This window comes from Micromonospora sp. KC207 (assembly GCF_004348615.1).
Taxonomy (GTDB): domain Bacteria; phylum Actinomycetota; class Actinomycetes; order Mycobacteriales; family Micromonosporaceae; genus Micromonospora.
Genome location: NZ_SMKJ01000020.1, coordinates 1 through 25,212 on the forward strand (window position 1 = coordinate 1; position 25,212 = coordinate 25,212).

Here is a 25,212-nt window from a genome sequence, read left to right on the forward strand (position 1 = left end):
CGTTCGGTCATGGTGAAGGCGTATGTCGTTGGGGCATCGGCTCGGCGGACGTGATGTCCGTCGATGCCGGGGTGAAAGTGAACCAGACACGATCCCGGGGTGAAATGCTCTGATTCCGGTCGGGTTCGCGTCCACGAGATGCGCTCTTTCTGGGGAGAGCCGGACATCTCATGCTGCCGAGGTCGAGTGGCGAATCAGCCACTACTGGCACGAAGGTGAAGCAAACGTCCAGTCAAAGCTCGCGCCAATGAGAGTTTCCAGCTTGTACCTGATCGAGTGCGCGAAGGGAAGGGGTTGACGAGGTCGGCTGGTATATCGAGTGGGCCGCCCGTACGCAGGCAGTCAGGGCTGTACACGGGGTCCAGTGCGGGCCCGCGAACTCGGGGTGGGCGAGCGGACATATACAGGTATGGGGCCGCCGATGGGTGAAGAGGTTCGCGATGTCGAGCTGTTGGCGCGAGCGCAGGCCGGTGACGGAGAGGCGTTTGGGCTGATCTTCCGCCGGCACGTCGACGCCGTGTACAACCATTGCTTCCGGCGGCTGGGTTCGTGGAGCGGCGCGGAGGATGCTACCTCGCTGGTCTTTCTGGAGACCTGGCGCCGCCGGCGTGACGCTGTCGACTCGGACGGCTCGCTGCTGCCATGGCTGCTCGGAGTGGCGAACAACGTCGTGCGGAACCTGAGCCGCACCGCGCGCCGGTACGACGCCGCGCTGTTCAGGCTCCCCCAGCCGGTGTCCGAGCCGGATCACGCCGATCAGGTGGCGGCCCGGCTCGACGACGAACGCCGGATACGGGACGTCCTTCGTGACCTGTCCGCCCTGAGCCGGGTCGAGCAGGACGTCGTCGCGTTGGTGCTGATGTCCGGCCTGAGTTACGCCGAGGCCGCGGTCGCCTTGGGCGTGCCGGTCGGCACCGTTCGCTCCCGGCTGGCCCGCGCCCGCGAGCGCCTCAGCGCCACCGCGATGCGTCTATCGTCATCGAACCCGGCGCTGACCTCACCCCGTCCAGACCGGCACGAACCTGAAGGAGCGTCTGATGGCCGATCTGATTGATCTCCCGCCCGAAAGAGCCATGCCGCATGCCCACATGCTGGCGCGTCAACAGCGCATCGAGCAGTTTGCCGCGGGGCACACGCGACGTCGGTGGGCCACCCGCAACGCGGCCCGCTACGCGACGGTTATCGCGGGGGCCGCCGCGCTGCTGATCGGCGGCACCGCGGCGGCGTACGTCGCGTTCAAGCCCGCGACGGTTCCGGTCGCCGACGAAACTCGTTGCTATACCAAGGCCTCGCTGGAGGGGGGCAAAGACTTCTTCGGCACCACCGTCAGCCAGGCGTGGTCGGCTGACGGCTCCCGCAACGCTGCATCCGCGGTGGAGGCGTGCTCCGCGGTATGGCGGCAGGGTTTGCTGCAACTCGGCTCGAAGCAGGTGGGTGGGCCGGACACCGGGACCGACCATCCGATCCCACCACTGGTGGCCTGCACACTGGACAACGGTGTCGCCGCGGTCTTCCCCGGCGACGAGCAGACCTGCGCCCGACTGGGCCTGCCCCGACTGGCCGAATAGACCCAAGGCACAGCCAGGGCATGACAACGGCCAATTGGCCCGCCTGGCAACGATGGGCGCGGCGGTCTTAGCCAGCCCTATCGATCTCCGCGGTGAGTGACGATCTCGCCAGCCCAACCATCCTGCCGCTCGCACAGTGTGACGATCTGCCGAAAAGCCGGGCGCGTTGATCGCGGCAGAAGCGGATGCAGCTGGCGATATCAGTGCCGGGCTATCGATGACGTCAGCGACATGTCGGCTGGTGACGCGGGCCCTCGATGGGGTCGACCGCGAAGCAGGCGCACTGCACTTGTCCAGGGGGAGCAAACCCCTCTTGAGCCTCTCCCCGCCCTCGGGCGACGCCCGGGCCGCGCAGGCCAGATGAGAGCCACACGACCAGCGTGGGCAGCCGAATTGAGAGCGACAGCCCGGGCGCCTCGACCGAAGCCTGGCCGGGCCACGGTCGCAGGTCAATAAAACAAGTAGCCGAGTTGAGGCGTCCAAGAATACGGCTAACGACGCGGCCCAGCGCCGTAAATGACCGTGTCGATGATCCGGCCGGCGAGCGTGTCCGGATCCTCCTCCGATCCGTCCAAGTTACCGAATGTGTGGCCGTGAATGGATTCGCCGATGAGCGCGTAGTACACCCGGCGCGTCCACTCCAGATCGGTATCCGGGGCGAGCAGGCCCTGGTCACGGGCACGGCCGAGCAATCCGACGCAGCGCTGCGCCAGGGCTTCCTGTTCAGCGAATGCCGCCGAGCCGGGAGTGTTCGCCAGTTCTAGGGCGAAACGCCAGTTGCGCTTGGTCCGCAGCACGTTCGCGGTGGCCTGGTGCAGTGCGATCAGTGGGGGCGCGGTGTCCGGGTGGGCGGCGTCGACGGCTTCCCGGAGTTGGGCGGCGGCAGCCAGGGCAAGGGCGTCGACCAGAGCCTGCCGATTGGCGAACCGCCGGTGAACCGTCGTGCGGGCCACCCCGGCGGCCTCGGCGATCTGCTCCAGAGAGGCGCCCGGCTGGACGCTGAGGACCCGCTCGGCGGCCTCCAGGATCGAGCGCATGCTCCGCTCTGCATCTGCACGCAAGGACCTGGCCATGCAATCACGATACTTGCTGTCACGCTTCCGGCGTCAACCACGACCATGATGTTGCATTTTCTCGTGTAACCGCTACAGTCATGTCGCATTAGTCGAGAGAGTGGAGTCGCCATGAAATCCCGTACCGCCCTTGTGACCGGCGCCTCAACCGGGCTCGGTGCCGAGTTCGCCCGCCAACTCGCCACCCACGGGCACGACCTCGTCCTGGTCGCACGCTCGGCCGACCGCCTAGAGAAGCTCGCGGCCGACTTGCGAGCCACCAGCGGTGTACGGGTCGACGTTGTGGTCCAGGACCTCACCGAGCCCGACGCTGCTGCATCCATCGTCGATGCGCTCACGGCCCTAAACCTGCAGGTCGATCTACTCGTGAACAACGCCGGTTTCGGTACCGCTGGCCGATTCGAGGACATTCCCGAGGGTCGCGACGAAGACCAGCTCATGATCAACCTGGTGGCCCTGGTCGGCCTTACCCGCGCACTGGTGCCAGGCATGCTAGCCCGAGGCCAAGGCTCCATCATCAACGTCGCGTCGACGGGCGCATTCCAGCCGTCGCCGTTCTTCGCCACCTACTGCGCGGGCAAGACGTTCGTGCTCAACTTCAGCCTGGCGCTGCGCTCGGAGTACCGCGGGCGCGGAGTGAAGGTCCTGGCGTTGTGCCCCGGACCCACCCGCACCGAATTCTTCGACGTGGTCGGCGAGCGGGCCGCGGTGGGCCGGTTCATGACCGCGGAGCCGGTGGTACGGGCCGCGCTGCGTGGACTCGACCGCGACCGCGCCTACGTGGTGCCAGGCCTCAGCAACAAGGTAAGCGCACACCTGCTGCCACGCCGACCGCGTCGGATGATTACCGCAATCGCCAAGCTGGTAACCCGCTCGGCGGCCGAAGCACCTGCGCCGCCACAGCCGCTGGGCCGTAGGGCCGCACAGCGACACGCCGCCTGAACTGTGTCCCCCGCCCTGACGGCACGGGCGGCCGAGCGGCGGCCCCCCGTGCGGGGATGAGCGTGCCTATTGACGAGAGCGCCGAGCCCTCGTCAATAGGCCCGTTCAAAATCACCATCGCAATCGCCCCTCAAAGTCTTCCTGAAATGCCACGCCCACTTCCCACATCGAGCCGTCCGCGTGGCCGTCACGTCCTGGCGCGCGGTCATACCGAACAGCCCCAAGATCAACGCACTCTCATGGCACCCCTCTGCGTCAAGGCGTGGCCGGAGCTAGTGTTCTAGGGTGGGGTTCGGCGGGTCCGGGGAGTGGCTTTTCCGAAGTGTCGGCCTCGGGGTTCGAGTCGGCCGCGCTGGATTGCAGAGTCGCCCCCGCTTGTCCTCCCGGGCCCGTCCTGAGTCGTGTGGCGTCAGCGGTCATCTGCCGGTAGACGACGTCGGAGAGTCGCCGTTTCAGAGCGCGCATGGCTTCCATCGTGGTCTTGCCGTCGGCGAGTATGCGTCGGTAGTAGCGGCGGCCTTCGGTGTCGTTGCGGAGCTGGACGATGGCCATGATGTGCAGGACCCGGTTGATGCGCCGGTTGCCTGCCCGCGAGAGCCGGTGCCGGTTCTGGTCGCCGGAGGAAGCGTCGATGGTGCGGTGCCGTTCCAGGACGCGAAGTGGGCACGGCTGGTGAAGCGGCTGACGTCACCGATGTCGCCGATCAGCCGGGGCGGCGCCGGACGGGCCGATGCCGTGCAGCTGCTGAAGGCGGCTCCCGGTCGCCGCGACGAGTTCGGTCAGCTCCTGGTTCGCCACTTTGATTTTCTTGTCGATCGTCACGAGTTCGTGGATGAGTTCAGAGGCCAGCCAGCGACGTGTCTTGCCGACAACGTCGCGAGGCCGGACGGTGCGGACAGGAACTTCTTCGCTCCGCCGGGCACCAGCTCGAGCAGCAGGTGATGCAGCCGGGACACGATCTCGGTTCGGGCGCGGCCGAGTTGGTCACGACGGTCGACCAACAGCCGCAACGCCACTGTGGTGTCGTCGATGACGACCTGCCGCAAGCCAGGCGTGCGCAGGGCGACGACGGCGACGCTGTGCGCGTCTGCCGGGTCGATCTCACGGCCCTGACCGGTGGAAAAGACACGAGCCCGGGCCGACAGCTTCGCGGGCACGTCGAGAACGGTCTCACCGTCGGCGACCAGGCGCTGAGCGACGTGCCGGCCGATGCCGTTGCAGCCTTCGACCGCCCAGAGCCGGTCGGTGTGCTTTCGGCCGGCGCTGAGCATGGCCCGGTAGCCGTCACGGTCGGTGCCGAACCGGCCGTTGCCGAGGACGCGTTCTCGGTGGTCGATGACCTCGATGGTCGCAGAGCGTTTGTGCGGGTCCACTCCGATGATGACCTGGCCCATGTGGTTGCCCCTCCCTGGTCCGACGATGGGTGTCGGCGGGAGGGCAGCGCTACTTTGAGCTGGGCAGTCTGCTCTGGAGCCTCTCCGCGCCGCGGTGACCGGCAGGGCGCATGCCATGAGTGAGCCACACCGAACTACGGTGGGCAGCCGCGAGCGAGCGACTCCGCCGGTCACCTCACCTCGACCAAGCCTGGCCGGGCTGCGGTCGTAGATCAATGAAACAAGTAGCCGCATATAAAGCGCGCTCGGTCGAGTCTTGCGCCGCACTGGCGAGCCGCAGGCACTCTCGGTAGTCATCCCTGCGTCGGAGGGGGCAGGTCCGCTGCGACGCATCAGGGTTGCCGCCAGAGTTATGGCAGGGTCAGTCGACATCAGCCCGACGTGGGCCGGGGTGAGGGCTCGTCGAGCGTTTCGCCGAGATCGGTAAGTAGCTTTTCGATGCGGTCCGCGGTGCAGCGGTGGCGTTCGACTTCCCGTGCCCAGCCGTGTTCGGCGGCGTCGAGAGCGAGGGTTTGCTCCCCCTCCCGACGGGCCCGTAGCCGCGGGGCGTAGTCAGCGGTGGTGACGAACTTGGCGCAGGTCAGGTAGAGGTCGCACTCGCAGGGCCCTTCGGCGGGTAGACGGAGGCAGTGGCCGAGCTCAAGTTCGGTCTTCAGGAAGTTGCTCTTGAGCCAGTCGACGGCCTCGTCCGCCAGCACGCCGGACTTGATGTTTATGGCGGCCGGACCGGCGATGACGGCACCAGGTGCCAGGACAGTCTTGTAGTCGCGGAGCACCTCCTGGTCGCTGATCTGGGCGTAGACCAGCGCCATATTCACCGAGGAGTGGCCGAGCACCTTCATGATCGTGTGGAGCTTGGCCCCTCGTTCAGCAAGCTGGGTCCCGACGGTGTGCCGGAACCGGTGGGCGGAGACGGTGCCGCGCACGCCCGTGCCGCCCTTCTTGCCACCCGGACGGGTCAGGCCGGCGGCCTGGCAGGCGTCGTCGATCGAGGTCTCGAACAGGTAGAAGCTCGACATGAGCTTGCCGTGACGCATGAACAGGTAGCGGACCTGCTCGCCTGTGCGGTCGTCGATGAAGGGCCGCTCGGGAGCGTCTTTGCGCAGGTCGATGATGGTCTGCAGCGCGGCGGCGGCGTCCTCGTGCAGCGGGACGGTGCGTTCCTTGTAGGTCTTATGGCCTGGTAGCCGCAGCCGGGCCGTGCCGTCGGGGTAGCGGTCCAGGCAGTCGATCGGCAGCCTGCGGATCTCATCGCGGCGGGCGCCGGACCAGCGTGCGACCAACAGCGCGGCCCGCTGGAACGGGCAGGAAATCTCGCTGATGACCGGCATCAGCCGGTCGAGTTCGTGCTCGGGGATGAAACGCGGCACCCGTTGCGTGTTCTTCGGGGCGTCGCCGGGGCCGATGAGGGTGTACCCGGGGACGTCGTCGTACTGCCAGGCGGCGGTGTCACGGGAGAACTGCGACAGCCCGGAGATCCGCTGGATCCGCGAGTTGACGCCCAGCGGCTTGCCGGTGCTGGTAGCTGGGGTCTCGGTGATGTGCTGGATCCAGGCCAAGACGTGGTCGCGGGTGACGTCGGCGAACGTGATGACCTCCGGCTGGTTGTCGCCGAGCCAGTCGCCGAAACCGCGCACCGCGAGCTCCAACTTGTCCACCGTGGAAGGGGCGTCGGTCAGCCTGCGGGCCGCCAGCCACCTCTGCGCGGCGGCCAGCATCTTCGCCGGCATGGCCATCGGCGGCTTCCATGACGGCATGCGCTTGCGGGGCTCGGTGGGCACCTGGCCGCGGTGGAACAGCACCACCTGCAGTTGGTGCAGGTGCGTGATCCACTGTTTAAAGGCGTTGGCCCGATACTGCTTGACGGAGGGGTAGAAGTAGCGCAGGTCGTCGCGTTCGCTGAACAGCCGTACCGCTTCCAGTACCTGCTGGATGTGCTCCTCGCGCAGCTCGTCGACGTGCCGCACGCCGGTGTGCAGGGCGATTCGGCCGACGGTCCAGTTCATCGCCTGGGACAGCGAGTGCCGGTTGTAGCCCAGCGCGACCGCCTCGTCGATCAGCGTCGCCGTGCCCAGATCGATTCCCATCCAGGCCGCCATGTCGCTGATACGAAGCTTCAAGGCGCCGAACATCCACGGGTAGTCCAGCGAGATGTAGCCGCGCAGCGCGAGGAACAGCAGATAGGGGCGCGCGTAGAACGACACCGGGAACGACGGGCTGTCGTGCGGCTCGCCCGGCAGCCGCCCCACCCGTTCCACCAGCGGCGCCGCGAACCAGCCGGTCATCGTCGGCCACGCGGCCACGAAGCGCCGGTACCAGCGCAGCTTGGCGTTGCGGTAGGCCGGATGAATGTCTTGCCCTTGCACCCACGTGACGTACTCGGCCTCCGAGCAGTGCCGGGCGCGTTGGCGCCGAGTTGGTTGCGGTGCTGCGGCTAGCGCGGCGGCGGACACATGCCCGGCCCTCACCTGCCCTCCCCATCGTCGGCGCCGGCCCGAGGGCCGAGGGCGCGCTTGTACTCGGCGACCACGGCGGGGTCGGACACCCGGGTGTAGATCCGGGTGGACTCCGCCGAGGCGTGACCAAGGCGCTTCTGCAGGGCCAGTTCGCGCATGCCGCCCTCCCACATGCGGGTGGCGTGAGTGTGACGCAGCGCGTGGGGTGTACGCGGCCAGGTGCTCCTGCACGGGGGCGGTCAGCCCGAACCCGGCCAGCACGTCGCCGCGCACGGCGCCCCATTCCGGGCCGTCCAGCAGTTGGGCCCGCGGATCGGCCCACCGATGAGACGGCTCGGCGAACACGTCCCGGCGGCGCAGCGCGGCGTGCAGTTGGGTGAGCAGGCACATCACGTAGGCGTCCCGGTCGGCGGCGCCGTCCAGCGCCGGGTTGTCCAGCACCGCCCGGCGCCACATCGGCGGTACCAGGGCCATGTTCAGGTCCGCTGCGGTCAACGGCTTGCGGCTGACCTGCCGGCGCAGCAACCCGGGCAGGCGGCCGCGGATCTCCGTCAACAGCGTCACCCCGGCCGGCGCGGCATGTAACGGCAGCGTCTCGGCCAGCAACCTGACGAATGGGCGGGCCACGCCATAGCGGGCCGCGATGGCCTGCCGGTTGTCCACCTCCCACGAATCCTCGTCGGGTACCACTCCCGCACGGTCGCTACCGCGCCGGCGACCTGTGCCCGGGGTCCGGCGGCCCGCTCCACCGCGGCCCACACCTGCCCGAGGTCGACCGGCCCGGACGCGGCGTCCAGCAGCTCCAGCACGGTGCGGGTCACCGCGACCAGCGTCGCGGACGCCTTCTCCAACCGGGGCATTGCCGCCAGCCTTGCCTTATCCGTGGCCCGCCTGGCCGGGCTGATCAGCCGGGTGGCCATCAGCGAGTCGAACAGATCCAGGGCGTCATCGACCGCAGCGGCCTCCAACCGCCGCGCGGTGGCCAGCAGCGTGGCCGTCTTACGTGGCTCGGCCAGCCCTTTCAGCAGTGGCGCCTTGCCGGCCATGCCGTACCGGGCCAGGGCGGCGATCCGGTTGGCCGGCACCGCCTGCACCTGCGCCGTGCCGGCACCGATCGACAGCACCTCGTCCACCCGGCCCAGGGCCTGCGTCATCGCCACCCCGGAGTCCCGCCGCGGGGACTTGCGCAGCCGCTCCAGCTGCGAGAACCGCTTGCCCTCGGGCACCTCCAGCAGATCCCGCAGCCGCAGTGGCAACTCCGCGTCCGCGCCGGCCGTGGCCTCCGCGAGGGTTTGGTACATGCGCTGGTCGGCTTCCTCCCGCACCGTGGCCACCAGCCGGGCCAGAACGCTGACCCCGGGCAGCAGCACCCGCTCCCGGCGTAACCACGCCTTGGCCTGCTCGAACAGCGCCACCGCCCCCTCGGCGTGGATCCATGCCCGGGCCTCCATGAACTCCAGCAGCGGCTCGCGCACTCCAGGCTCGGCGAAGTCCCGATACCCGTACGCGGCGCGAATCTCCCACGCATGCTCGTACGCCGTCTGCTGCCGCTCGGTGTACCGCTTGACCACCGACGGATCCGCGATGTCCAACTGCCCGGCCGCGTACTCCACCGCCGACCACGGCACGTCCAGAGGATCCTCGGTCAGGAAGTGACCCAGGTACCGAACGGTCCCGATCTGGAGACCGACCCCGAGTCGGTTGTGATCCCCGCGCTTGTTCGCGATCAGGTCTAGCGCGGTGCCATCGAGCAGGAAGAAGCCCTCCAACTCGGACTGGGTGACGTCGCCGGCGAACCGCTCGTACGCGGCAGCCTGATCATCAGACAGGAACTCGACGGGCATAGCCGGACAACGTACGTGATCTCACCCCGCGCTTGCTGCCCCCACCGCAAGATCACCCTTAGCGCTAATTCCTGTACAGATCTTCCTCAACCCCGGATACGCTGCCACAGCCCGTCCGACACGATCCACGGCGGCTGCTCGCCACGCCTCACGGCCCGACACCGTAGATCACCCTCTACAAAAGACGAAAAACCAAGTGGTCATTTCGTTAGGAACTCTAAGTGTCGCGCGGCGGTGCGCGCCGGATATCCGACGAATCTGCTTGGCGACAGTTGATGCCCCTTCAGCTGCTCCGCCGGTTCTGACACTCTGCGGTCGGCAGGTAAACCAGCGGATGGAGATCGAGGGCGATGACGAAGCGTTGGCTGGTCACGGGGTGTTCGAGTGGACTCGGCCGCGCCCTCGCGGCCCGGCTCGCCGCCGAGGGGGAGCAGGTGGTGGCGGCCGCCCGGCGGCCCGAGACCCTCGACGGCCTGGTGGCACGGCATCCGGGCAACGTGGTGGCCGCCGCCCTGGACGTACGGGATGCGGCGCAGTGCGCGGCGGCGATCGGGCGGGCGGTGGACGCCTTCGGCGGCGTTGACGTCCTGGTCAACAACGCGGCTTACGGACAGTTCGGCACCTTCGAGGAGGTTTCCGACGCGGAACTCGCCGCGCAGTTCGACACCAACGTGTTCGGCCCCTGGCGGCTCACCCGGGCGGTCCTGCCGTTGTGGCGGGCGCAGCGTCGCGGGCACGCGGTCTTCGTCAGCTCGGTCGCCGGCGTGGTGCCCTTCCCGGGGCTTGCCGCGTACACCGCGAGCAAGTTCGCGGTGGAGGGGGCGGCCGAGTCGCTGGCCGCCGAGGCCGGGCATCTCGGGGTGAAGGTCACCATCCTGCAACCGGGCGGTTTCGCCACCGATTACAGCGCCAACATGGTCATGCCGCAGCGCCGGATCGCGGACTACGCCCCGGTCGGTGACGGCATGCTGGCCGCGGTTCGGGGCATGAACACCAAGGCGGAGATCAACTCTCCCGAACTCTTCGCCGACGTGGTCTGGCGGCTCGGCCAGATGGAGTCGCCACCGCTGCGGCTGCCGGTCGGCACCGACTCGGTGACGTACCTGGAGCCTGCCTACGACGCCCGGCGCGCCGAGTACGACCAGATCGTCAAGGCGGGCCAGCACATCCTCGCTCGACCCGCGTCGACCGACAAGCCGGTGTGAACACGGCGCGGGCCTGGGGGTGAACAGCAGTTACGGAGCCGCGGCCACGCCCTGACGGAACTCGTGGCCGGCGGGTCCCGGTCGCTCGGTGTTCCGGATGACACACTCGGCGTCCACCGTCGCGGTCCGGGGTGTTCCCGTCCGCTCCGGGCACCGGTATGGTGGTCGGTGTCTTCGGGTCAGGGCACGGCGGCTGTAGACGTTCCGTCCGGCGTTGACATACCGCAGGGTGCAACTTCGTCGCTGAGCCGCTCCGACTCCTCGTCACCGTCGTCGCGCGGCAGCGGCACCCTCGACGACGCATAATCCTCCAATGCCAACCACAGCTCGAACTTCGTGAGAAACGAGGCCGCGAGTGCAGGTGTTCGGTTCGCCGGTGATGCAGGAACGTCACCGACGACGAGATCTCTTCAGAAATTCTGAACGTTCGTCAATCCTGCTCCTGCGCCCAATCGGCACGGGATAACCCCAGGCACCGTCTCAGGAAACACGATCAGAGCATGATCAATCAGCGGGCAGCGGCAGCTGCGGGGCGGGGCGTTTCTGCGCGTCGCCCGCGTCGCGGGCGGCACGCCACCGGCTGACCACCTCGTCGGCGTTGACCGGGCGGACCACGACCCGCGGACCCACCGGGTTACGCAGCCAGGCCACCACCTGCGTGTTGAGGTCGGCCACGTACGCCCGCACGGACGCCTCGGTGGGCAGGTCACGCACCTCGTCGGGGATCCGCTCGATCCGGCGGCGCAGCAGCAGCGGGGTGGGCAGTAGCAGTTCGCTGGGCAGCTTCTCGCGCTCCAGGTAGCTCCTGATCCACCACGACTCGTCGTAGGGCACGCCCCGGCCGGGGATCGGCCTGCCCATGCCCGGCAGGTTGTCGAACTCGCCGCGTTCCTGGGCGGCGCGGATCTGCGCCTCGGCTGCCGCCTCCCACCTGCTGCTCACCTGGCCACCTCCCACTTTCACGGTAGCCGCTACCCACCGCCGACAGGCCGGTGAGGGGCCGCGTGCGCGGGTCAGGTCGGCGGGACGTCCTTGACGAACACGATGGCGTCGTGGCGGGGCACCTGGGCCGGGTCCAGCGGAGAATAACCGAACCACGGCGACACGCGGGCGGCGGACGGTACGTCGCCGAGGATCGAGGCAAGCCGGCGGGCGTCGACGACGTACCGGTCCTGCGGGAGCGCGTACAGGAGTCCTTCGATGGTGTCCGGGGGTGGGGTGCCCACGCCGTGGTGGTGGTACGTGCCGAGGGCCGTGGCCAGGAAGGCGTACGCCTCGCCCAGCTGAGCGCCGACGATCGCGCCGGCGCTCCACCACTGCACCGGCAGGCCGCCCATCCGTATCGTGCTCCTGTCCCGCTGCAGGTGGGCGTTGTGGCCGTACACCAGTGTCGGGCCGCGTTCGGCGAGGGCGAGCAGGTTGGCGGCCATCATCGACGCCCGTTGACCCAGCAGCCGCGCCATCCGGTCCGATGACGTGTCGGCCATCCAGAAGTGGTACCGCAGCAGCCCGATGGCGGTGCGCCCGTACAGGCGTGCCCGGTCCCAGTCCGCCAGCGAGGACGTCGCTATCAGGTGCGGCGTCTGCGCGTCGAGCAGTGCCACCAGGTCGTCGGCGAGCACCCGTAGCTGCGCGGCCTCCGGGGTCTGCCCCACGGACCGGGACGGGTCCATCATCGCGGCGGGATCGGTCCACCGGTCGTCGGCGCCGAGCAGGTGGTCGAGTGTCCGCGCGGTGCGGGCAAGCAGTTCGGCGTCGACCCGGGCGGCGAGGTAGGCGTGCAGGGCGGTGAGGGACTGCCGGGGGCTCGCGGCGCCGGTGATCTCCAGCGGTCCGTCGAACCCGGCGAAGCGCAGCCGCTGCGCCGCCGGCCGATCCTTGTTGTACGCACGCATCCAACGCACCAGCTCGCGGTTGGCCTCGGACGCGCCGAACCCGTGGCTGAAGCCACGTTCCATGACCTCGTCGAGGGTGCCCTCGCCCGAGGCGACGTAGTCGTCCACGACCAGTCCTGACATGCAGTCGCTCTCAATCGTGATCGTCCGGTAGCGCTCCTGTTCGACGAGCTGCCGGAAGAGATGGTTTCGCACGTCGAGCAGCACGTCCGCGCCGTGGGTGGGCTCGCCCACGGCGAGCAGCCGCGGCCGAGCCGGAAGAAGGCTCAGGACAGTGGCGGCGTCGACGGGATGGGCGATGTCTTCGATGCCAGCAACCATGCCTCAACCGTATCGTTGAACCATCGGTGCAAACTTTTCCGCTTTACAGGCCGAAAGTTGCCCACAAACCATCAAATGCATGGTCAGCCGACAGCGGGGGGTACCCGCCGTCGGCGGTCGCGGTTTGCACGGCCGCCGGCCGGGTCGGGGCGGAGGGTCCGGTCATGCTTGCTCCTCGCGGGGTGCGTGATGGCCATCCGGCTCGTCGTCGGGGATGAGGTGGGCCAGCGCGGCCCGGCTGTTGACCCACACCGCGACCAGCGCGCAGCCCGGTACCGTGGCCAGCCCCAGCAGCGGCGCCTGGTTGACAGACAGCGCGGCCACCAGCAGCAGAACCAGGCTGAACAGGCTGAGCGGGGCCCGTCGCACCGCGGTGTACGCGGCGATCCGGACGGCCGGCCCGAAACCCAGACGCGGAGCCAGCACGGCCAGTGCCAGCGTCTGCAGGCTCGCGGCGAGCACGAGGACCGCCATGACGGCCAGCAGCGGGACGAGCAGTGCGCCGTACCGGGAGTCGTGCAGGACGACGATGTCGGTGGTGAGGATGGCGAGCAGCGCCACCGTGGCCGTCCAGCGGGCGAGCGCGGAGACGAAGAACCGCCGATAGGCGCGGATGAAGTCGCGTACGGGGGGTTGGTCGGCCGGCGTCGCCGCCCGGGCGAGGTAGCCGAACGCGGCGGCCAGCGACGGGCCGACGCTGATCGCCAGCAGCCCGAAGAAGACCGGGTAGCGCCAGGGCTGCGCGACCACGGCCAGCGCCACGAGCAGCGGCAGGTTGGTGACGGCCAGGCCCAGGTTGACCACGAGCACCCGGTGGACGAACGACCAGACGGTCGTCCAGGTGTCCGCGCTGACGTTGACCCGGGCCGACAGCGTCCGGTGGGGGGTGGTGGGAGCGGTCATGTGCTGGTCATTTCAGCCCGCTGGTGGCGATGCCCTGGACGAAGTAGCGCTGCCCGATGAGGAAGACGGTCAGGATCGGCAGCACCGACAGCACCGAACCGGTCATGATCATGGCGTACTCGGCGTCGTAGACGCCGACGAACGAACGCAGACCGATCTGCACCGTCCACAGGTCGTTGCTGGTCAGGTAGATGAACGGACCCATGTAGTCGTTCCAGGTGTTGACGAAGGTCAACAGGGCGAGGCTGGCCAGCGCCGGCTTGGACAGCGGCAGCACGATCCGCGCCCAGATGCCGTACTCGCTCAGGCCGTCCACCCGGGCGGCCTCGCACAACTCGTCGGGAATGGTGAGGTAGTACTGCCGCATCAGGAACACCCCGAACGCGCCGAACGCCTGCAGGAGGATCAGCGACAGGTGGGTGTTCACCAGGCCCGCCCGCTCCATGATGATGTACTGCGGCACCATGTATGCCTGCCACGGCACGGCGATGGTGGCGATGTACGCCACGAAGAGGGCGTCCCGCCCGGGGAAGCGGACCTTGGCGAACCCGTACGCCGCGAAGCTGCCGGTGAGCACCTGCAACGCCGTGATGACGACGCTGAGGAACAGTGAGTTCTTCAGGTAGGTGACCAGCGGGATGCGTTCCCAGATGCGGGTGTAGTTGTCCCAGTGGAACTCCTCGGGAATCCACTGGATGGGGGTGGTGAAGACCTGGGAGTCGAGCTTCAGCGAGGAGGTCACCATCCACAGGAACGGAACCATGACGGCGAGCCCGAGGACGGTGAGCAGGACGTGCAGGGCGATCCGGCCGGCCACGGCGCTGGGCCGCCGGCGCGGCGTCCGGGGCCGGGGGGCGGCCCCGGTGGGGGTGCCGGCCCGGCGCTGCGGTGTGGTGGCGGTCGCGGTCATCGTTGCTTCCTCTGCTGGAGCCGGAACTGGACCACCGTGATGAGCAGGACGATCACGAACAGGACCATCGCGATCGCGGAGGAGTATCCGAAGCGGCCCTGCTCGATGCCCTCCCGGAAGATCAGCTGCGAGAGGACGAGGGTGGAGCGGCCCGGGCCACCCTCGGTCATCACCTGGACCAGGTCGAAGACCTTGAAGCTGGAGATGGTCAGCATGATCAGGACGAAGAAGGTGGTGGGGCGCAGCGAGGGCAGCGTGATGTGCCAGAACCGCTGCCAGGGGGAGGCGCCGTCCATCTTGGCGGCCTCGTACAGCTCGCCGGGGATGGTCTGCAACCCGGCCAGGTAGAGCACCATGTAGTAGCCCATGTCCCGCCAGACGCTGGTGATGATCAGCGCGGGCATGGCCCAGGTCGTCGAGGTCGTCCAGCCGGGCGGGCTGTCGACGCCGACCGCGCGCAGGAACTGGTTCACCGGGCCGGCGTCGGGACTGAACAACATGTTCCAGACCACCGCCACGGCCACCAGCGAGGTGATGTACGGGAAGAACAGTGCGGTACGGAAGAACCGCACCCCGCGCAGCTTGCGGTTGAGCAGGACGGCGAAACCCAGGGCGGCGACGAGCGTGAGCGGCACGTGGCCGACCGCGTAGTAGATGGTGTTGTACAGCGCGGTCCAGAAGCTCTCGCTGTCCACCATGCGGCGGAAGTTGTCCAGGCCCACCCACTCGGGCGTGCTGTAGGAGTTCCACTTCATGAAGGCGAGGGCCAGCGAGGCGACGACGGGCACCAGCGTGAGGGCCGCGAAGCCGATGAAGTTCGGCAGGATGAAACTCCAGCCGGCCAGCGTGTTGCGCCGGCGGAGCCTGCTGCGCGTCCGGGGGGCGGACGCGGATGCGGTGGTGGAAACCATGGTGGGTGCTCGTCCGGGGCCCGGACGTTCCTCCTTCCCTGAGGTGGAGGGTGCCCCGGGGGCGATGGGCCCCCGGGGCACCCGGCGGTCAGTCGACCTCGGACTTGACCCGCTTGCCCATCTCGACGATGCCGGCGTCCACGGACTTCTCACCGGTCATGATCAGCTCGTGCTCCTCGTTGAGGATCCTGTCGACGTCGGAGGACTTCTCGCTCACCGGCATCTCCAGCTTCACCTCGCCCGGCTGGAACGCCTTCTTCGCCACCTCGTCGTTGGCCATCCCGTCCACCCCGAAGTACAGGTCGGTGATGGCCGCGTCGGTGAACGCCGGGAAGACCCCGATCTTCGCGATGGCCGCCGCGCCCTTCTCCCCCGACGCCCAGGCGACGAACTTCCGCGCCGCCTCGGCGTTGCGGGCCTTCTTGTTCACCGCGAACGCCGTCGGCGAGCCGAAGGTGGTCGAGGCGCCCTCGGTGGCCTGCGGCAGCGGCGCCATGCCCCAGTCGACCTTGATCTTGCCAGTTTTCTTCTCGTCGATGAGTCGGGCGGCGTACCAGGTGCCCATGGGCAGCATCGCCGCCTTCTCCTCGGAGAACATCGTGTGGTAGGTGACCTTCTGGGTCCTGGCGGTGGCCCACTTCAGCGTCGCCCCCGACTTCTCCAGGTCGAGCGCGAGGGCGTACTGCGGCTTCATGAAGTTGTAGTCGCCACCGAGCTGGTCGCCGCCGGTCTGCGCCGCCGCGATGGCCTGTACCAGCGACCGCCAGGTGTGCTGGTAGGTCCCGTACACGGTGTTCGCGCCGCTGCCCGTGGTGGTCTTCTTGGCCAGGTCGGCGTACTCCTGCCAGGTGAGGTTGGTCAGGTCGACGCCGGAGTTCTGCAGCAGCTTCTTGTTGTAGTAGAGCACCCAGAAGTCCTGGCGGTAGGGCAGGGCGAAGTAGTCGCCGTCCAGGTCGAAGGCGTCCAGGCCGCGGTACTTGCTCTTGTCGAGCTTGCCCACCTCCTCCTTGAGGGAGGCCAGCTGCCCGCGGGTGCCGTACCGGGCGTAGTCGATGACGTTCTTCATGGTGATCACGTCGGTGCTGTCCCCACCGGCCAGCATGGTGGTGACCTTCTCCGGGTAGTCGTCGGCCAGGATGTCGACCGGCTGCACGTCGACATCCTTGTGCTCCGCCTCGTACGCCTCGACCAGGGCCTTGAACTCCGGCGTGGTGTCGTAGTTCCACAGCGCCACCGTCAGGATCGTCTTGCCGTCTGCGGTGGTGGCGGACTTCTCGCCGCTGCCGCAGCCGGTGGTGGCCAGCGCGATACCGGTGGCGATCGCCAGGGCCTGGGTAAGCCTTCTCTTCACAAGAACTCCTTCATCGGGGGATTCAAGCGCGACGACCGGGGCAGTCGCTGGGTGGTCAGGCGTGCAGGGTCAGGGCCTCGGGGGTGACCTCGGCCCGAAGCGGTTCGGCGGCGATCCACCGGGACAGCTCGTCGAGGGTGTGGTCGGTCAGCCGCAGGATCTCCGAGCCGAGCGACCCCGCGATGTGCGGAGTGATCATGACGTTGGGTGCGCCACGCAGCGCGGCGTCCGCGGGCAGCGGCTCGGGCTCGGTGACGTCGAGGATCGCGAAGAGCCGACCGGAGCGGCACTCCGCCGCGAGAGCCTCGGAGTCGACCAGGCTGCCTCGGGCGGTGTTGATGACCGTCGCGTGGTCGGGCAGCAGCGCGAGTTCCGCCGCGCCGATCATGTGGTAGGTGCTCGGCAGCGCTGGCGCGTGCAGTGACAGGATCTCGCTGCGCGGCAGCAGCTCGTGCAGGTCCACCAGCGCCGCGCCGGCCAGGGCGACCTCGGCGGGATCGGCGTGCGGGTCCGCCACCAGACACTGCGCGGAGTCGAGACAACCCAGGAGGTCGACCACCCGGCGGCCGATCCGGGAGAAGCCGACCACGCCGACGGTCCGGCGGTAGTTCGACAGGTCCCCGTACCCGTCGCGGTGGCCCCAGCCCTGGTACGCCGCCTCGGGATCGGCGGCGATGAACGGCGCCTTCTTGCCGGCGAAGATGATCGCGGCGATGGTGTACTCGGCCACCGGGATCGCATTGGCGTCCGCGGCGTTGGTGACCCGGATGCCGCGCCGCCAGACCTCACCGGTGACCAGGGAACGGACGCTGCCGGCGGCGTGGAAGACGGCCCGTAGGGCCGGGGCTGCGGCGAGCCGCTCGGCGGTCAGCGTCGGCGCCCCCCAGGAGGTCACCAGCACCTCGACCGCCGCCATCCGGGCGCGAGCGGCCGGGGAGTCCAGCTCGTCCACGCAGATCGGATCGGCCAGGGCGACCAGCCCGGCGAGCCGTGCCAGCCGTGCCTCGTCGAAGTGGGCCCGGAAGGAGTCCCGGTCCATCACGACGAGTGCCTGCTGCTTGGTCTGCACCGTCAATCTGTCTCCCCGATTACGGATCGTTGGCCGACATTCGACCGGCACGAAGCCTTTGAATTCGCGTCGGTGACATGGATAACCTATTCCGAACACGGTCGCTACAAGGCAGTCTGGATCGATCCGAAACGATCACGAACGAACACAAGCCTGGAGGACGGCTCCATGCCGAGGAACCGGATGTTCAACCTCCAGCGCCGCGAGCGGCTCATGGAGGAGTTGCGTCGCCACGGAGCGGTGCGGGTCAAGGAGCTGGCCAGCACCCTCGGCGTCAGCGAACTCACCGTGCGCCGCGACATCACCGTTCTGGCTGAGGAGAACCTCCTGACGAAGGTTCACGGTGGGGCGACGCTTCCCACCCAGCTTGGGCCGGCGCCCCGGCGGCAACGCCCGGCGCCCACCCGCTTCACCGTCGGCATGGTGGTGCCGTCGCTCGACTACTACTGGCCGTCGATCGTCACCGGCGCCCGCAACGCCGCCGCCTCCCTCGGCGTGCACATCCAACTACGCGGGTCCAGTTACGACCCGGAGGAAGACCGCCGGCAGATCACCCGACTCATCGAGTCGCAGCAGGTCCAAGGGCTGCTGCTGGCACCCAGCCTGGAAGGCGACGGCGTCGACGAGATGATCGGCTGGATCGGGAACCTGCCCGTGCCGACGATCCTGGTGGAGCGGCAGACACCCCGATGGACACCCACCCTGCGCCAGCTGGAGTGGGTGCGCAGCGACCACTCGCTGGGCCTGGAGATGGCGGTGCGTCACCTGCACCAGCACGGCCACCGCCGGATCGGACTCGTGCTCTCCAAGGGCAGCCCCACCTCCGCCCACCTGGCCCATGGGTGGGCGCTGGCCTGCGCCGACCTCGGCCTGCCCGACGACATGGTGATCCGGGAGGCGGTCGCGCTGGACGCGCCGGGGCACCGGGAAATCATCGACGGCATCCTGCGCCGGTGTCGGCGGTCACGCACCACGGCGCTGATCGTGCACGGCGATCCCGACGCGATGTCCATTGCCCAGTACTGCGCCGAGCAGGCAGTGTCCATCCCCGACGACCTCGCCCTGGTGTCGTACGACGACGAGGTCGCTCATCTGGCCGAGCCGGCCCTGACCGCGGTCCGGCCCCCGAAGAGTCAGGTGGGCCGGGTGGCGGTCGAGTTGATGGTGGCCCGGCTGCTGGAGGGCAGACGCCGCTCCTCGCAGCGCGTGCTGATCACCCCCGAACTCGTGATCCGGGACTCGTCCACCCCCCGCCCGTCCCGCTGACCGGCCGAGTCCGCTGCTTGTGGCCGGCGGCGACCCCGCGCCGTCTCAGGTCGCCTCCGCGCTGGGGCGAGACGGCAGGGACAGGGTCGACGTCACCCCGTCCGGCCACCGGACGGTGACCGTGTCCGCCGTCCCGTCCAGCCGTACCGTCACGGTCGGCAGCGCGGTCTGCGCCGCGTCCGCCCCCCGCAGGACAACCGCCGCCACGTACACACCGCCCACCCGGGGCGCCCGCGCGGTCCGCAGCAGCGGCACCGCCACATGCTCGCCCAGCGGGGAGGTGTGTCGTTCCCGGCGTGCCTCGGCGGCGTCGAGCCCGACCAGCCCCACCAGGCAGGAGACCAACCGGTCACCGGTCACCTCGACGCCGGGATCGGCTAGCACCCGAACCCCGGGCGGCCCGTCGCCGGCCACCGGCCAACCGCTGAACTCCAGCCGGGTCGCGGCGTCCAGCCCGACCGACGAGTCGACCCGAGCCGCCCGCACCTCCACCGCGCCGCGCAGCAGCGACCCCATGGTCAGCGTCGGACCGTGCCGAACCGCACCCCGGCGGCCCGAGCCGTGGTCCGGACCGTGGTCGTCCTCCGTCGCGACCCAGTGTGCCCGGGCCCGCGACAATGCCCGGCCCACGCCGTCGACCAGGTCACAGCCCAGCGCCTCGAAACCGTTGCGATGGCTGAACCGATCCGTACCGTCGACCACCGTGACGGAATTGTCCGACGGGTCGCCGACCGCCGCCCCGACCAGCGGCGGCAGGGTGGCCGTCGAGTAGCCCAGCCGGGCGTACAACGGCGAGTCCGCCCGCTCGTCGTGCGGCACCGAATGGTCCGTGCCGTGGTTGACGATCCGCACCAGACCGTCCCGGTGGGTGCCGCTGATCAACCAGCCGGGTATCGGCAGCGCGACGGCCACGTCCCCCCGTTCGACCGGCAGCGGCCCCTCCGGCTCCGTCCAGACGGGATGGTCGGCGGGCAGGGCCAGCCCGAGCATCCCCTTGGCCGCCCAGTACGGCGAGCCGGGGCCGGAGTAGGACTGCGCCATCGCCGGCCACTCGCGGTGCCAACCGAGTGTCAGCAGCCCTCGCTCGTCCGGCACCCCCTCTGCCTCGAAATGCGCCAGGATGCCGCTGCACGCGCGCCGGAGCACCCCTGGGGCCAGATCGCTGGCGCCGGTCATCGCGCCCACCCAGAACGGTGCGGCGGCGGCGAACCGGTAGCTGAGGCTGCGGCCCTGCAACAGCGGGGAGCCGTCCGCGCCGATCAGGCACACGGCGTCGTCGAGGAACCGGGCGAGCCGCTCCCGCCAGGCGCGGCGGAGCCCATCGGGGCAGAACTCGCCGGCCATCTCCGCCCAGAGCAGCGGATAGACGTGCAGGGCCCACCCGCCGTAGTGGTCGTAGGCCCGCTCGGGTCCGTCGCTGTACCACCCGTCCGCGCGGTACAGCGACTCGTGGACACGTAGTCCGCGCTCCACGTCCTCCGCCGACCACGGGCCACCCACCGAACGCAGGAACGTCTCGACGACGATCTGGAACCACACCCAGTTGATCGGCGGGTACTCCTGCCCGACCACGGTGCCGAGCCAGGCCACGATCCGCTCGCGGTCACCGGGCATCAGCAGATCCCACAGCCACGGCCGGCTCAGGTGCAGGCCCAGCGCGATCGAGCAGGCCTCGACCTTCGCTTGGCCGAGCCGGTCCGGGCGCGGCCACGCCGTCGGCGAAAAGGGATCGGTGCCGGCCCGCAGCCCGTCGGCGTACCACTGGGCCAGTCCGTGCGGATCCGCGCCCGACTCGCCGCGCAGGCGGATCGCGACCAGCAGGAACGACCGGGCGAACGCCTCCAGCGAGTCGCTGTCCCGGCCGTACGCGCTGGCGCGCCCCGGCAGGTCGATCCGTGCATGGTCGACCGAGGCGTACGGCCGCAGGGCCAGCAGCATCCGGTCCGCCGAGGCGGCCCAATGCGCCCGGGTGTAGCCGGTGAACGGGGACAGTCGCCTGTCATCGGCGGTCATGCTGGCCTCCCGAGGCGGTCAGGGTGAACGAGCCGGCGGTCGCTGCCGGCGGCACGAGGACCAGCCGGTGGACGGCCCCACCCCAGACACCGCACAGCAGCGGATCGTCCACGACGTGCCGTTCGAGCCGTCCGGCTCCGGCGTGCGGATCCCACGCCAGGGTGAGCACGCGCCCGCCGAGGGAGCGGATCGTCAGCTCCCCGGCCTGGTGGGCGAGCGGATCGCCGGCGATCACGTGGTGCAGCCGGACGTCGGTTGGGTGGTCGACCTGCCAGGCGTCGGTCACGGCGACCGTCCCCGTACGCCGGTCGAGGCGTACCTGCCGCTGCCACGACCGGCAGCCGGCGTCCGGGGCGTACGTGCCCACGAGGTCGAGTCGGGCGGTGTCGCCGTCCGCACCGAGGTCGACGGTCATCGCCGTGGCCCGGAACCCGGGCCCGGGAGACTGCCCGTGGCCGTTGACGACCGGCAGGTTGTGCCACTGGCTCTGGGTGATCCACTGCTCGTACCGCCGGGCGGTGAAGGAGATCGCCGTGTAGGTCGGCTGCCCGAGGTCGACCAGCACGGGCACCCCGTCCAGCGCCACCAGGTAGGAACCGACGTCGTTGTGATTGTGGTTCTCGTCGTTGTGCCCGCCCTTGACCGCCACGCACAGCCCTCGGGTGGAGCCGGCATGTTCGCGGCTGACCAGCACCTCGACGTCGGGCAGCCAGGACGTCGCGGGCAACGGCGCGGCAGCCGGCGACTGGGCGGCCCACGACGCGTCGACGAGCCCGAGCACGGCCCTGCCCAGCCCGGCGTCGGCTGTCACCGCCGGCGTACCCGGGACGCGGTGGCTCGCCGCGTGCGCGACGACCTGCTGGTCGCCGGTGGCCCGACCCCACCGGTGCAACACGTGCCACGCCTGCTCGGCGTCGGGGCGGGCGGGGCCGTCGCCGACGTTGACGTACCACCCGTCGCCGAGCGCCATCCGGTGCGGGTACCGGGCCAGCTCGGGCAGGGGCGCCCAGTGCCACGGGTCCAGCAGCCCGTCGGTGGCCCGGTCGAGCAGGTCGAGGGCCTCGGCGAGACGTGCCGGCCCGTTCCACCAGTAGGCGTAGCCCTCGTCGCAGCCGCCGTCGGCGGGCAGGGCGGCGAGGTACCGGTCGAGGCCGTCGACGACGAGGTCGACCACCCGAGCCCGCACCGGTGCGTCGTCGACCAGGAACAGGGCGGTCGCGAGGAGATGACCGTGGATCCACGGGTTCCAGTTGTGCAGGTGCCCGTCCAGGCCGAGCCAGTGCCACTTGCGGCTGCCCAGGAACGGCTCGACGACGCGCCGCCGGGCCTCCCGACGCATCCTGTCACGCAGTCCGGGCACCCGGGCGTCCAGGGCCGGGGCCAGGAGCAGGTCGGCCCAGGCCAGCACGGCGACGGTTTCGGCGGCGCCGAGGTCGAGGTAGGGGCGGTCGGGGTCGGGCAGCACCTGCCCGCGCTCCGCGGCGAAGGATTCGTGTGCCGCCCAGCACCAGGTGGTCTGCTCGCAGAGCGCCAGCAGGCCGTCCGCCGCCTCGTCGAGGTGCGGCTGCCCGCCGAGCACCGCGGCCAGCACCGCCACGGACGTACGCCGGCGCAGCTCGCCGGCCGGCTCCTCGTAGGCGGTGCGGTTGCCGTCGCGCCAGTAGCGTGCGTAGTCGGACAGCCGCAGCTGCGGCCACGGGCTGCGCCGGTTCGCCTCGGCCCGCTCGATGATCGCGCGGGCGGTGACCTCGTCCACGTGGGACCAGGCCCGCCGGTCACCGGGCAGGGCGAGCCCGATCGCCTCCCGGGCCCGTGCGAGGGCGGCCGCCCGGACGTCGGCGCCGAGCAACTCCCAGCGGCGGGCCAGTGGTCCCCGGTCACTCACGCTCGTCGCCTTCCGCGATGAGGCGGGTGAGCGTGGCGGCCTCGTCGGCGACCCGGTCGGCGTCGTCGTCGACCACGAACTCCAGCAGGGTGTCGTGCTGGCGTCCGGTGCCGCGCAGCAGGGTGAACACGTCGCGCCAGAGCCGGTCGCGGGCCGCCAGCGGCAGGCGCTCCTGCCGGGGCCACCAGGAGAACACGTGCACCGTGTCGACCCAGGGCAGCACCTGCCGCAGGTCGTCGAGGGCGTCGGCGTCGGCGAGCCCCACGTTTGGCTGCCAGTACGTGCGCACGCCGGGATGCCCGACGTCGGCGAGCAGGTCCAGTGTCGACCCGACGGTGTCGGTCAGCGTGCCGCAGTGGTACTCGAAGGCCAGGTCGATGCCGACGTCGCTGGCCTGCCGTGCGGCGGCGCGGGTCTCGTGGGCCACCGCCCGGCGCTGCTCGACGGTGGCCGCCGCGGAGCCGACGGTGCCGGCCCAGATCCGGATCCGCGGGGCGCGGAGAGCGACCGCGCTGGACAGCACGGCAGTGAAGTCGTCGGCGGTGTGCGGACCGGCGCGGAAGTAGGAGCCGTAGGAGGCGACCCGGATGCCCCGGTCGAGGCCCTCGGCGCGTACCCGGGCCGCCGTCGCGCGGTCACCCGGCGGGACGTGCACGTCGGCACCCCATTCGACGCAGGACAGCCGGGCGTCGGCGGTGACATCCAGCACCGTCGACGCGGGCAGGTGTCGAAGGGTCACCGAGCAGATGCCGGGAGACAGGGGCCGGTTCACTGGTGGCACGCTCGCCCTCTCGGCAGACGGGGTGGGGTAAGCGCTTTCCGAGCGTAGATCAACCAGCGGCACGGAGCAAGGGGTCGCACGGACGGCCTGGCTCCGTCGCCCCCGGACCGACGGCGCGCATCCCGGCTGGTCAGCCCGCAGTCACCTGACGATGACGCCGTGTCCCCCCGTGGCAGCAGTTCGGGACATAGACGCATGGGCGTCTGGCGCTGGACAGCTTCCGTGGCGACACTCGTGCCCAACCTGGACCAGACGTGAGGAGTTTTCGGTATGACCGATCCCGTAGCGCTGTCCGCCGCCGACGATCCCGGGCGTGGCCGGCGAGGCAGGGTGCGGACCCGGCACGTTCTGCGGTCGCTGGTCGCCGTGGTCGGTGCCGCCACGATGGTCGTCGCCGGGGCCGGCGTCGCCCTCGCCACGACGCACCGGAAACTGCCGGGCAACGCGGAGACGGCCGAGCGGAAGTGGCAACCCGCCTACGACTACGACACCGACGGCTGCTACCCGGCCCCGGCGATCGGCCCCGACGGGACGCTCAACGGCGGGCTGAAGCCGACCGGCCCGCTCGCCGGACAGTGCCGCGACCGGTCCGACCTGGACAACGCCAACGGGTACTCGCGGCACGCCTGCGACAACGGCTGGTGCGCCTACGCGTACGGCTGTACTTCGAGAAGGACCAACTCGTGGCCAACGTCCAGAGCGGGCATCGGCACGACTGGGAGCACGTCGTGGTCTGGGTGCATGGCGACCGGGCGCGCTACGTGGCGACCTCCGCCCAGCGCCAACTTCGGCCTGAAGGACGGCACGTTCGCTGCCATGTTGCGAGAGGCGCTGCCCGCCGGGATCCCCTTCAGCCCGGACGTGTGAGCCTGCGCGGGAACACCCCTGCCCGGGCAGGGGTCATCATCGTCATCAACTCCGCCGCCGGCGACGCCACCCTCGACTACCGCATCGCCGCCGCCTCCACCGGCTCCCTCGCCGCCGGACGCCTCGGCGCCCGACTAGCCGCGAAACGTCTCAGCCCCGCCTTCGCCTACCTCGTACTCGCCATCGCGGTGTTCGTCGTCGTCCAGGCCCTCATCAGCCCACCCCGGCCTGAACCTGACGACTCCACGGCGGCGGCTCGCTCGGTCGCCCGGTACACCGCCGAACGCGCCACTGTCCACGCCCATTGCCGAATATGGACGAGACCCCACCAAGCTCGAATACCGGGACCTGCACCGCGAGGACGCCGAGTACGACTGGGACAGCTGCCAGTTGAGGGGCATTGACATCGATTGCGCATCCCGGCAGGCTTTGTGAAACCGCCTAAGGCAGGTGGTGAACCCGGTTATTTCGAGGTTGTTCCGAGTAGCGTCGACCGATGTGTCCCTCAGCGATGGTGGGGAATGCGTAGAGCCTCTTAGTAGTACCTGGACGTCGACG

The 25,212-nt window shown here is 69.8% G+C and carries 22 protein-coding genes and 1 pseudogene; 6 read left to right on the top strand and 17 right to left on the bottom strand.

Translation table 11 applies throughout. The features are described 5' to 3' along the window. The first annotated feature begins 364 nt into the window (after positions 1 to 364). On the top strand, positions 365 to 1,054 hold the full coding sequence (locus tag E1258_RS04415) for an RNA polymerase sigma factor (protein ID WP_243715175.1): 690 nt from the start codon (positions 365 to 367) through the stop codon (positions 1,052 to 1,054). Then, the gene (locus E1258_RS04420; RefSeq protein ID WP_132397067.1) at positions 1,038 to 1,568 is read left to right on the top strand and encodes a hypothetical protein; all 531 of its coding nucleotides are present in this window, start codon (positions 1,038 to 1,040) and stop codon (positions 1,566 to 1,568) included. Before E1258_RS04415 ends, E1258_RS04420 begins: the two co-directional genes overlap by 17 nt. A gap of 491 nt (positions 1,569 to 2,059) precedes the next feature. Here the strand turns inward: E1258_RS04420 and E1258_RS04425 are convergent, their stop codons facing one another. Further along, the gene (locus tag E1258_RS04425; RefSeq protein ID WP_207919399.1) at positions 2,060 to 2,605 is read right to left on the bottom strand and encodes a TetR/AcrR family transcriptional regulator; all 546 of its coding nucleotides are present in this window, start codon (positions 2,603 to 2,605) and stop codon (positions 2,060 to 2,062) included. 147 nt (positions 2,606 to 2,752) lie between these two features. Here E1258_RS04425 and E1258_RS04430 point away from each other — a divergent pair, with 147 nt between their 5' ends. Next, positions 2,753 to 3,583, top strand: a complete 831-nt coding sequence (locus E1258_RS04430) for an SDR family oxidoreductase (protein ID WP_132397070.1) — start codon at positions 2,753 to 2,755, stop codon at positions 3,581 to 3,583. Positions 3,584 to 3,838: 255 nt separating this feature from the next. On the opposite strand, the gene E1258_RS34350 is transcribed toward E1258_RS04430, so the two are convergent. From E1258_RS34350 to E1258_RS04450, 6 genes are all read right to left on the bottom strand, one after another. After that, a complete protein-coding gene (locus E1258_RS34350; RefSeq protein WP_371688566.1) occupies positions 3,839 to 4,234 on the bottom strand; it encodes a transposase in 396 nt (131 codons plus the stop codon). Between the two features lie 36 nt (positions 4,235 to 4,270). Next, positions 4,271 to 4,405, bottom strand: coding sequence for a hypothetical protein (locus E1258_RS35355; RefSeq protein ID WP_256370954.1), 135 nt, complete (start codon positions 4,403 to 4,405; stop codon positions 4,271 to 4,273). After that, positions 4,402 to 4,977, bottom strand: a complete 576-nt coding sequence (locus E1258_RS34355; RefSeq protein ID WP_243715176.1) for an IS110 family transposase — start codon at positions 4,975 to 4,977, stop codon at positions 4,402 to 4,404. The genes E1258_RS35355 and E1258_RS34355 overlap by 4 nt, the downstream gene beginning before the upstream one ends. A gap of 371 nt (positions 4,978 to 5,348) precedes the next feature. Further along, entirely contained in the window at positions 5,349 to 7,262 is a 1,914-nt protein-coding gene (locus tag E1258_RS34360; RefSeq protein ID WP_371688567.1) for a tyrosine-type recombinase/integrase, read from the bottom strand. Between the two features lie 179 nt (positions 7,263 to 7,441). Then, positions 7,442 to 7,606, bottom strand: coding sequence for a hypothetical protein (locus tag E1258_RS04445; protein ID WP_371688565.1), 165 nt, complete (start codon positions 7,604 to 7,606; stop codon positions 7,442 to 7,444). Between the two features lie 387 nt (positions 7,607 to 7,993). After that, on the bottom strand, positions 7,994 to 9,277 hold the full coding sequence (locus E1258_RS04450; protein WP_132397072.1) for a DUF4158 domain-containing protein: 1,284 nt from the start codon (positions 9,275 to 9,277) through the stop codon (positions 7,994 to 7,996). Between the two features lie 350 nt (positions 9,278 to 9,627). Between E1258_RS04450 and E1258_RS04455 the strand changes: the two genes are divergently transcribed. Next, positions 9,628 to 10,482, top strand: a complete 855-nt coding sequence (locus tag E1258_RS04455; RefSeq protein WP_132397074.1) for an SDR family oxidoreductase — start codon at positions 9,628 to 9,630, stop codon at positions 10,480 to 10,482. A gap of 504 nt (positions 10,483 to 10,986) precedes the next feature. Here the strand turns inward: E1258_RS04455 and E1258_RS04460 are convergent. The 7 genes from E1258_RS04460 to E1258_RS04490 all read right to left on the bottom strand — a co-directional run bounded on the left by E1258_RS04460 (position 10,987) and on the right by E1258_RS04490 (position 17,842). Then, the gene (locus E1258_RS04460) at positions 10,987 to 11,424 is read right to left on the bottom strand and encodes a DnaJ family domain-containing protein (protein ID WP_132397076.1); all 438 of its coding nucleotides are present in this window, start codon (positions 11,422 to 11,424) and stop codon (positions 10,987 to 10,989) included. Between the two features lie 71 nt (positions 11,425 to 11,495). After that, positions 11,496 to 12,698, bottom strand: coding sequence for an erythromycin esterase family protein (locus E1258_RS04465; RefSeq protein WP_132397078.1), 1,203 nt, complete (start codon positions 12,696 to 12,698; stop codon positions 11,496 to 11,498). Between the two features lie 162 nt (positions 12,699 to 12,860). Continuing rightward, positions 12,861 to 13,601 (bottom strand): DUF624 domain-containing protein, encoded by a 741-nt coding sequence (locus tag E1258_RS04470; RefSeq protein WP_132397080.1) that lies wholly within the window; start codon positions 13,599 to 13,601, stop codon positions 12,861 to 12,863. Positions 13,602 to 13,608: 7 nt separating this feature from the next. Next, positions 13,609 to 14,511 (bottom strand): carbohydrate ABC transporter permease, encoded by a 903-nt coding sequence (locus E1258_RS04475; protein WP_132397082.1) that lies wholly within the window; start codon positions 14,509 to 14,511, stop codon positions 13,609 to 13,611. Next, positions 14,508 to 15,422 (bottom strand): carbohydrate ABC transporter permease, encoded by a 915-nt coding sequence (locus E1258_RS04480; protein ID WP_132397084.1) that lies wholly within the window; start codon positions 15,420 to 15,422, stop codon positions 14,508 to 14,510. Before E1258_RS04480 ends, E1258_RS04475 begins: the two co-directional genes overlap by 4 nt. Positions 15,423 to 15,510: 88 nt before the next feature. Beyond that, positions 15,511 to 16,773: an ABC transporter substrate-binding protein gene (locus E1258_RS04485; RefSeq protein WP_132397086.1), complete on the bottom strand. Its 1,263-nt coding sequence runs from the start codon at positions 16,771 to 16,773 to the stop codon at positions 15,511 to 15,513. A 55-nt stretch (positions 16,774 to 16,828) separates the two neighbouring features. Next, positions 16,829 to 17,842: a hydroxyacid dehydrogenase gene (locus E1258_RS04490; RefSeq protein ID WP_132397122.1), complete on the bottom strand. Its 1,014-nt coding sequence runs from the start codon at positions 17,840 to 17,842 to the stop codon at positions 16,829 to 16,831. A gap of 168 nt (positions 17,843 to 18,010) precedes the next feature. On the opposite strand from E1258_RS04490, the gene E1258_RS04495 reads away from it, so the two are divergent. Then, the gene (locus E1258_RS04495) at positions 18,011 to 19,108 is read left to right on the top strand and encodes a substrate-binding domain-containing protein (RefSeq protein ID WP_132397088.1); all 1,098 of its coding nucleotides are present in this window, start codon (positions 18,011 to 18,013) and stop codon (positions 19,106 to 19,108) included. Positions 19,109 to 19,153: 45 nt separating this feature from the next. On the opposite strand, the gene E1258_RS04500 is transcribed toward E1258_RS04495, so the two are convergent. Genes E1258_RS04500 through E1258_RS34365 form a run of 3 tightly spaced genes read right to left on the bottom strand, consistent with a single transcriptional unit; the run spans position 19,154 to position 23,745 of the window. Next, positions 19,154 to 21,121 (bottom strand): DUF2264 domain-containing protein, encoded by a 1,968-nt coding sequence (locus tag E1258_RS04500; RefSeq protein WP_132397090.1) that lies wholly within the window; start codon positions 21,119 to 21,121, stop codon positions 19,154 to 19,156. Then, entirely contained in the window at positions 21,108 to 23,006 is a 1,899-nt protein-coding gene (locus E1258_RS04505; RefSeq protein WP_243715178.1) for a heparinase II/III family protein, read from the bottom strand. The genes E1258_RS04500 and E1258_RS04505 overlap by 14 nt, the downstream gene beginning before the upstream one ends. Next, complete coding sequence (locus E1258_RS34365; RefSeq protein ID WP_243715179.1) at positions 22,999 to 23,745, bottom strand: sugar phosphate isomerase/epimerase; 747 nt, start codon at positions 23,743 to 23,745, stop codon at positions 22,999 to 23,001. Before E1258_RS34365 ends, E1258_RS04505 begins: the two co-directional genes overlap by 8 nt. A 426-nt stretch (positions 23,746 to 24,171) precedes the next feature. Here E1258_RS34365 and E1258_RS34370 point away from each other — a divergent pair. Continuing rightward, a pseudogene (locus tag E1258_RS34370) lies at positions 24,172 to 25,058 on the top strand (NPP1 family protein). Positions 25,059 to 25,212 lie beyond the last annotated feature (154 nt).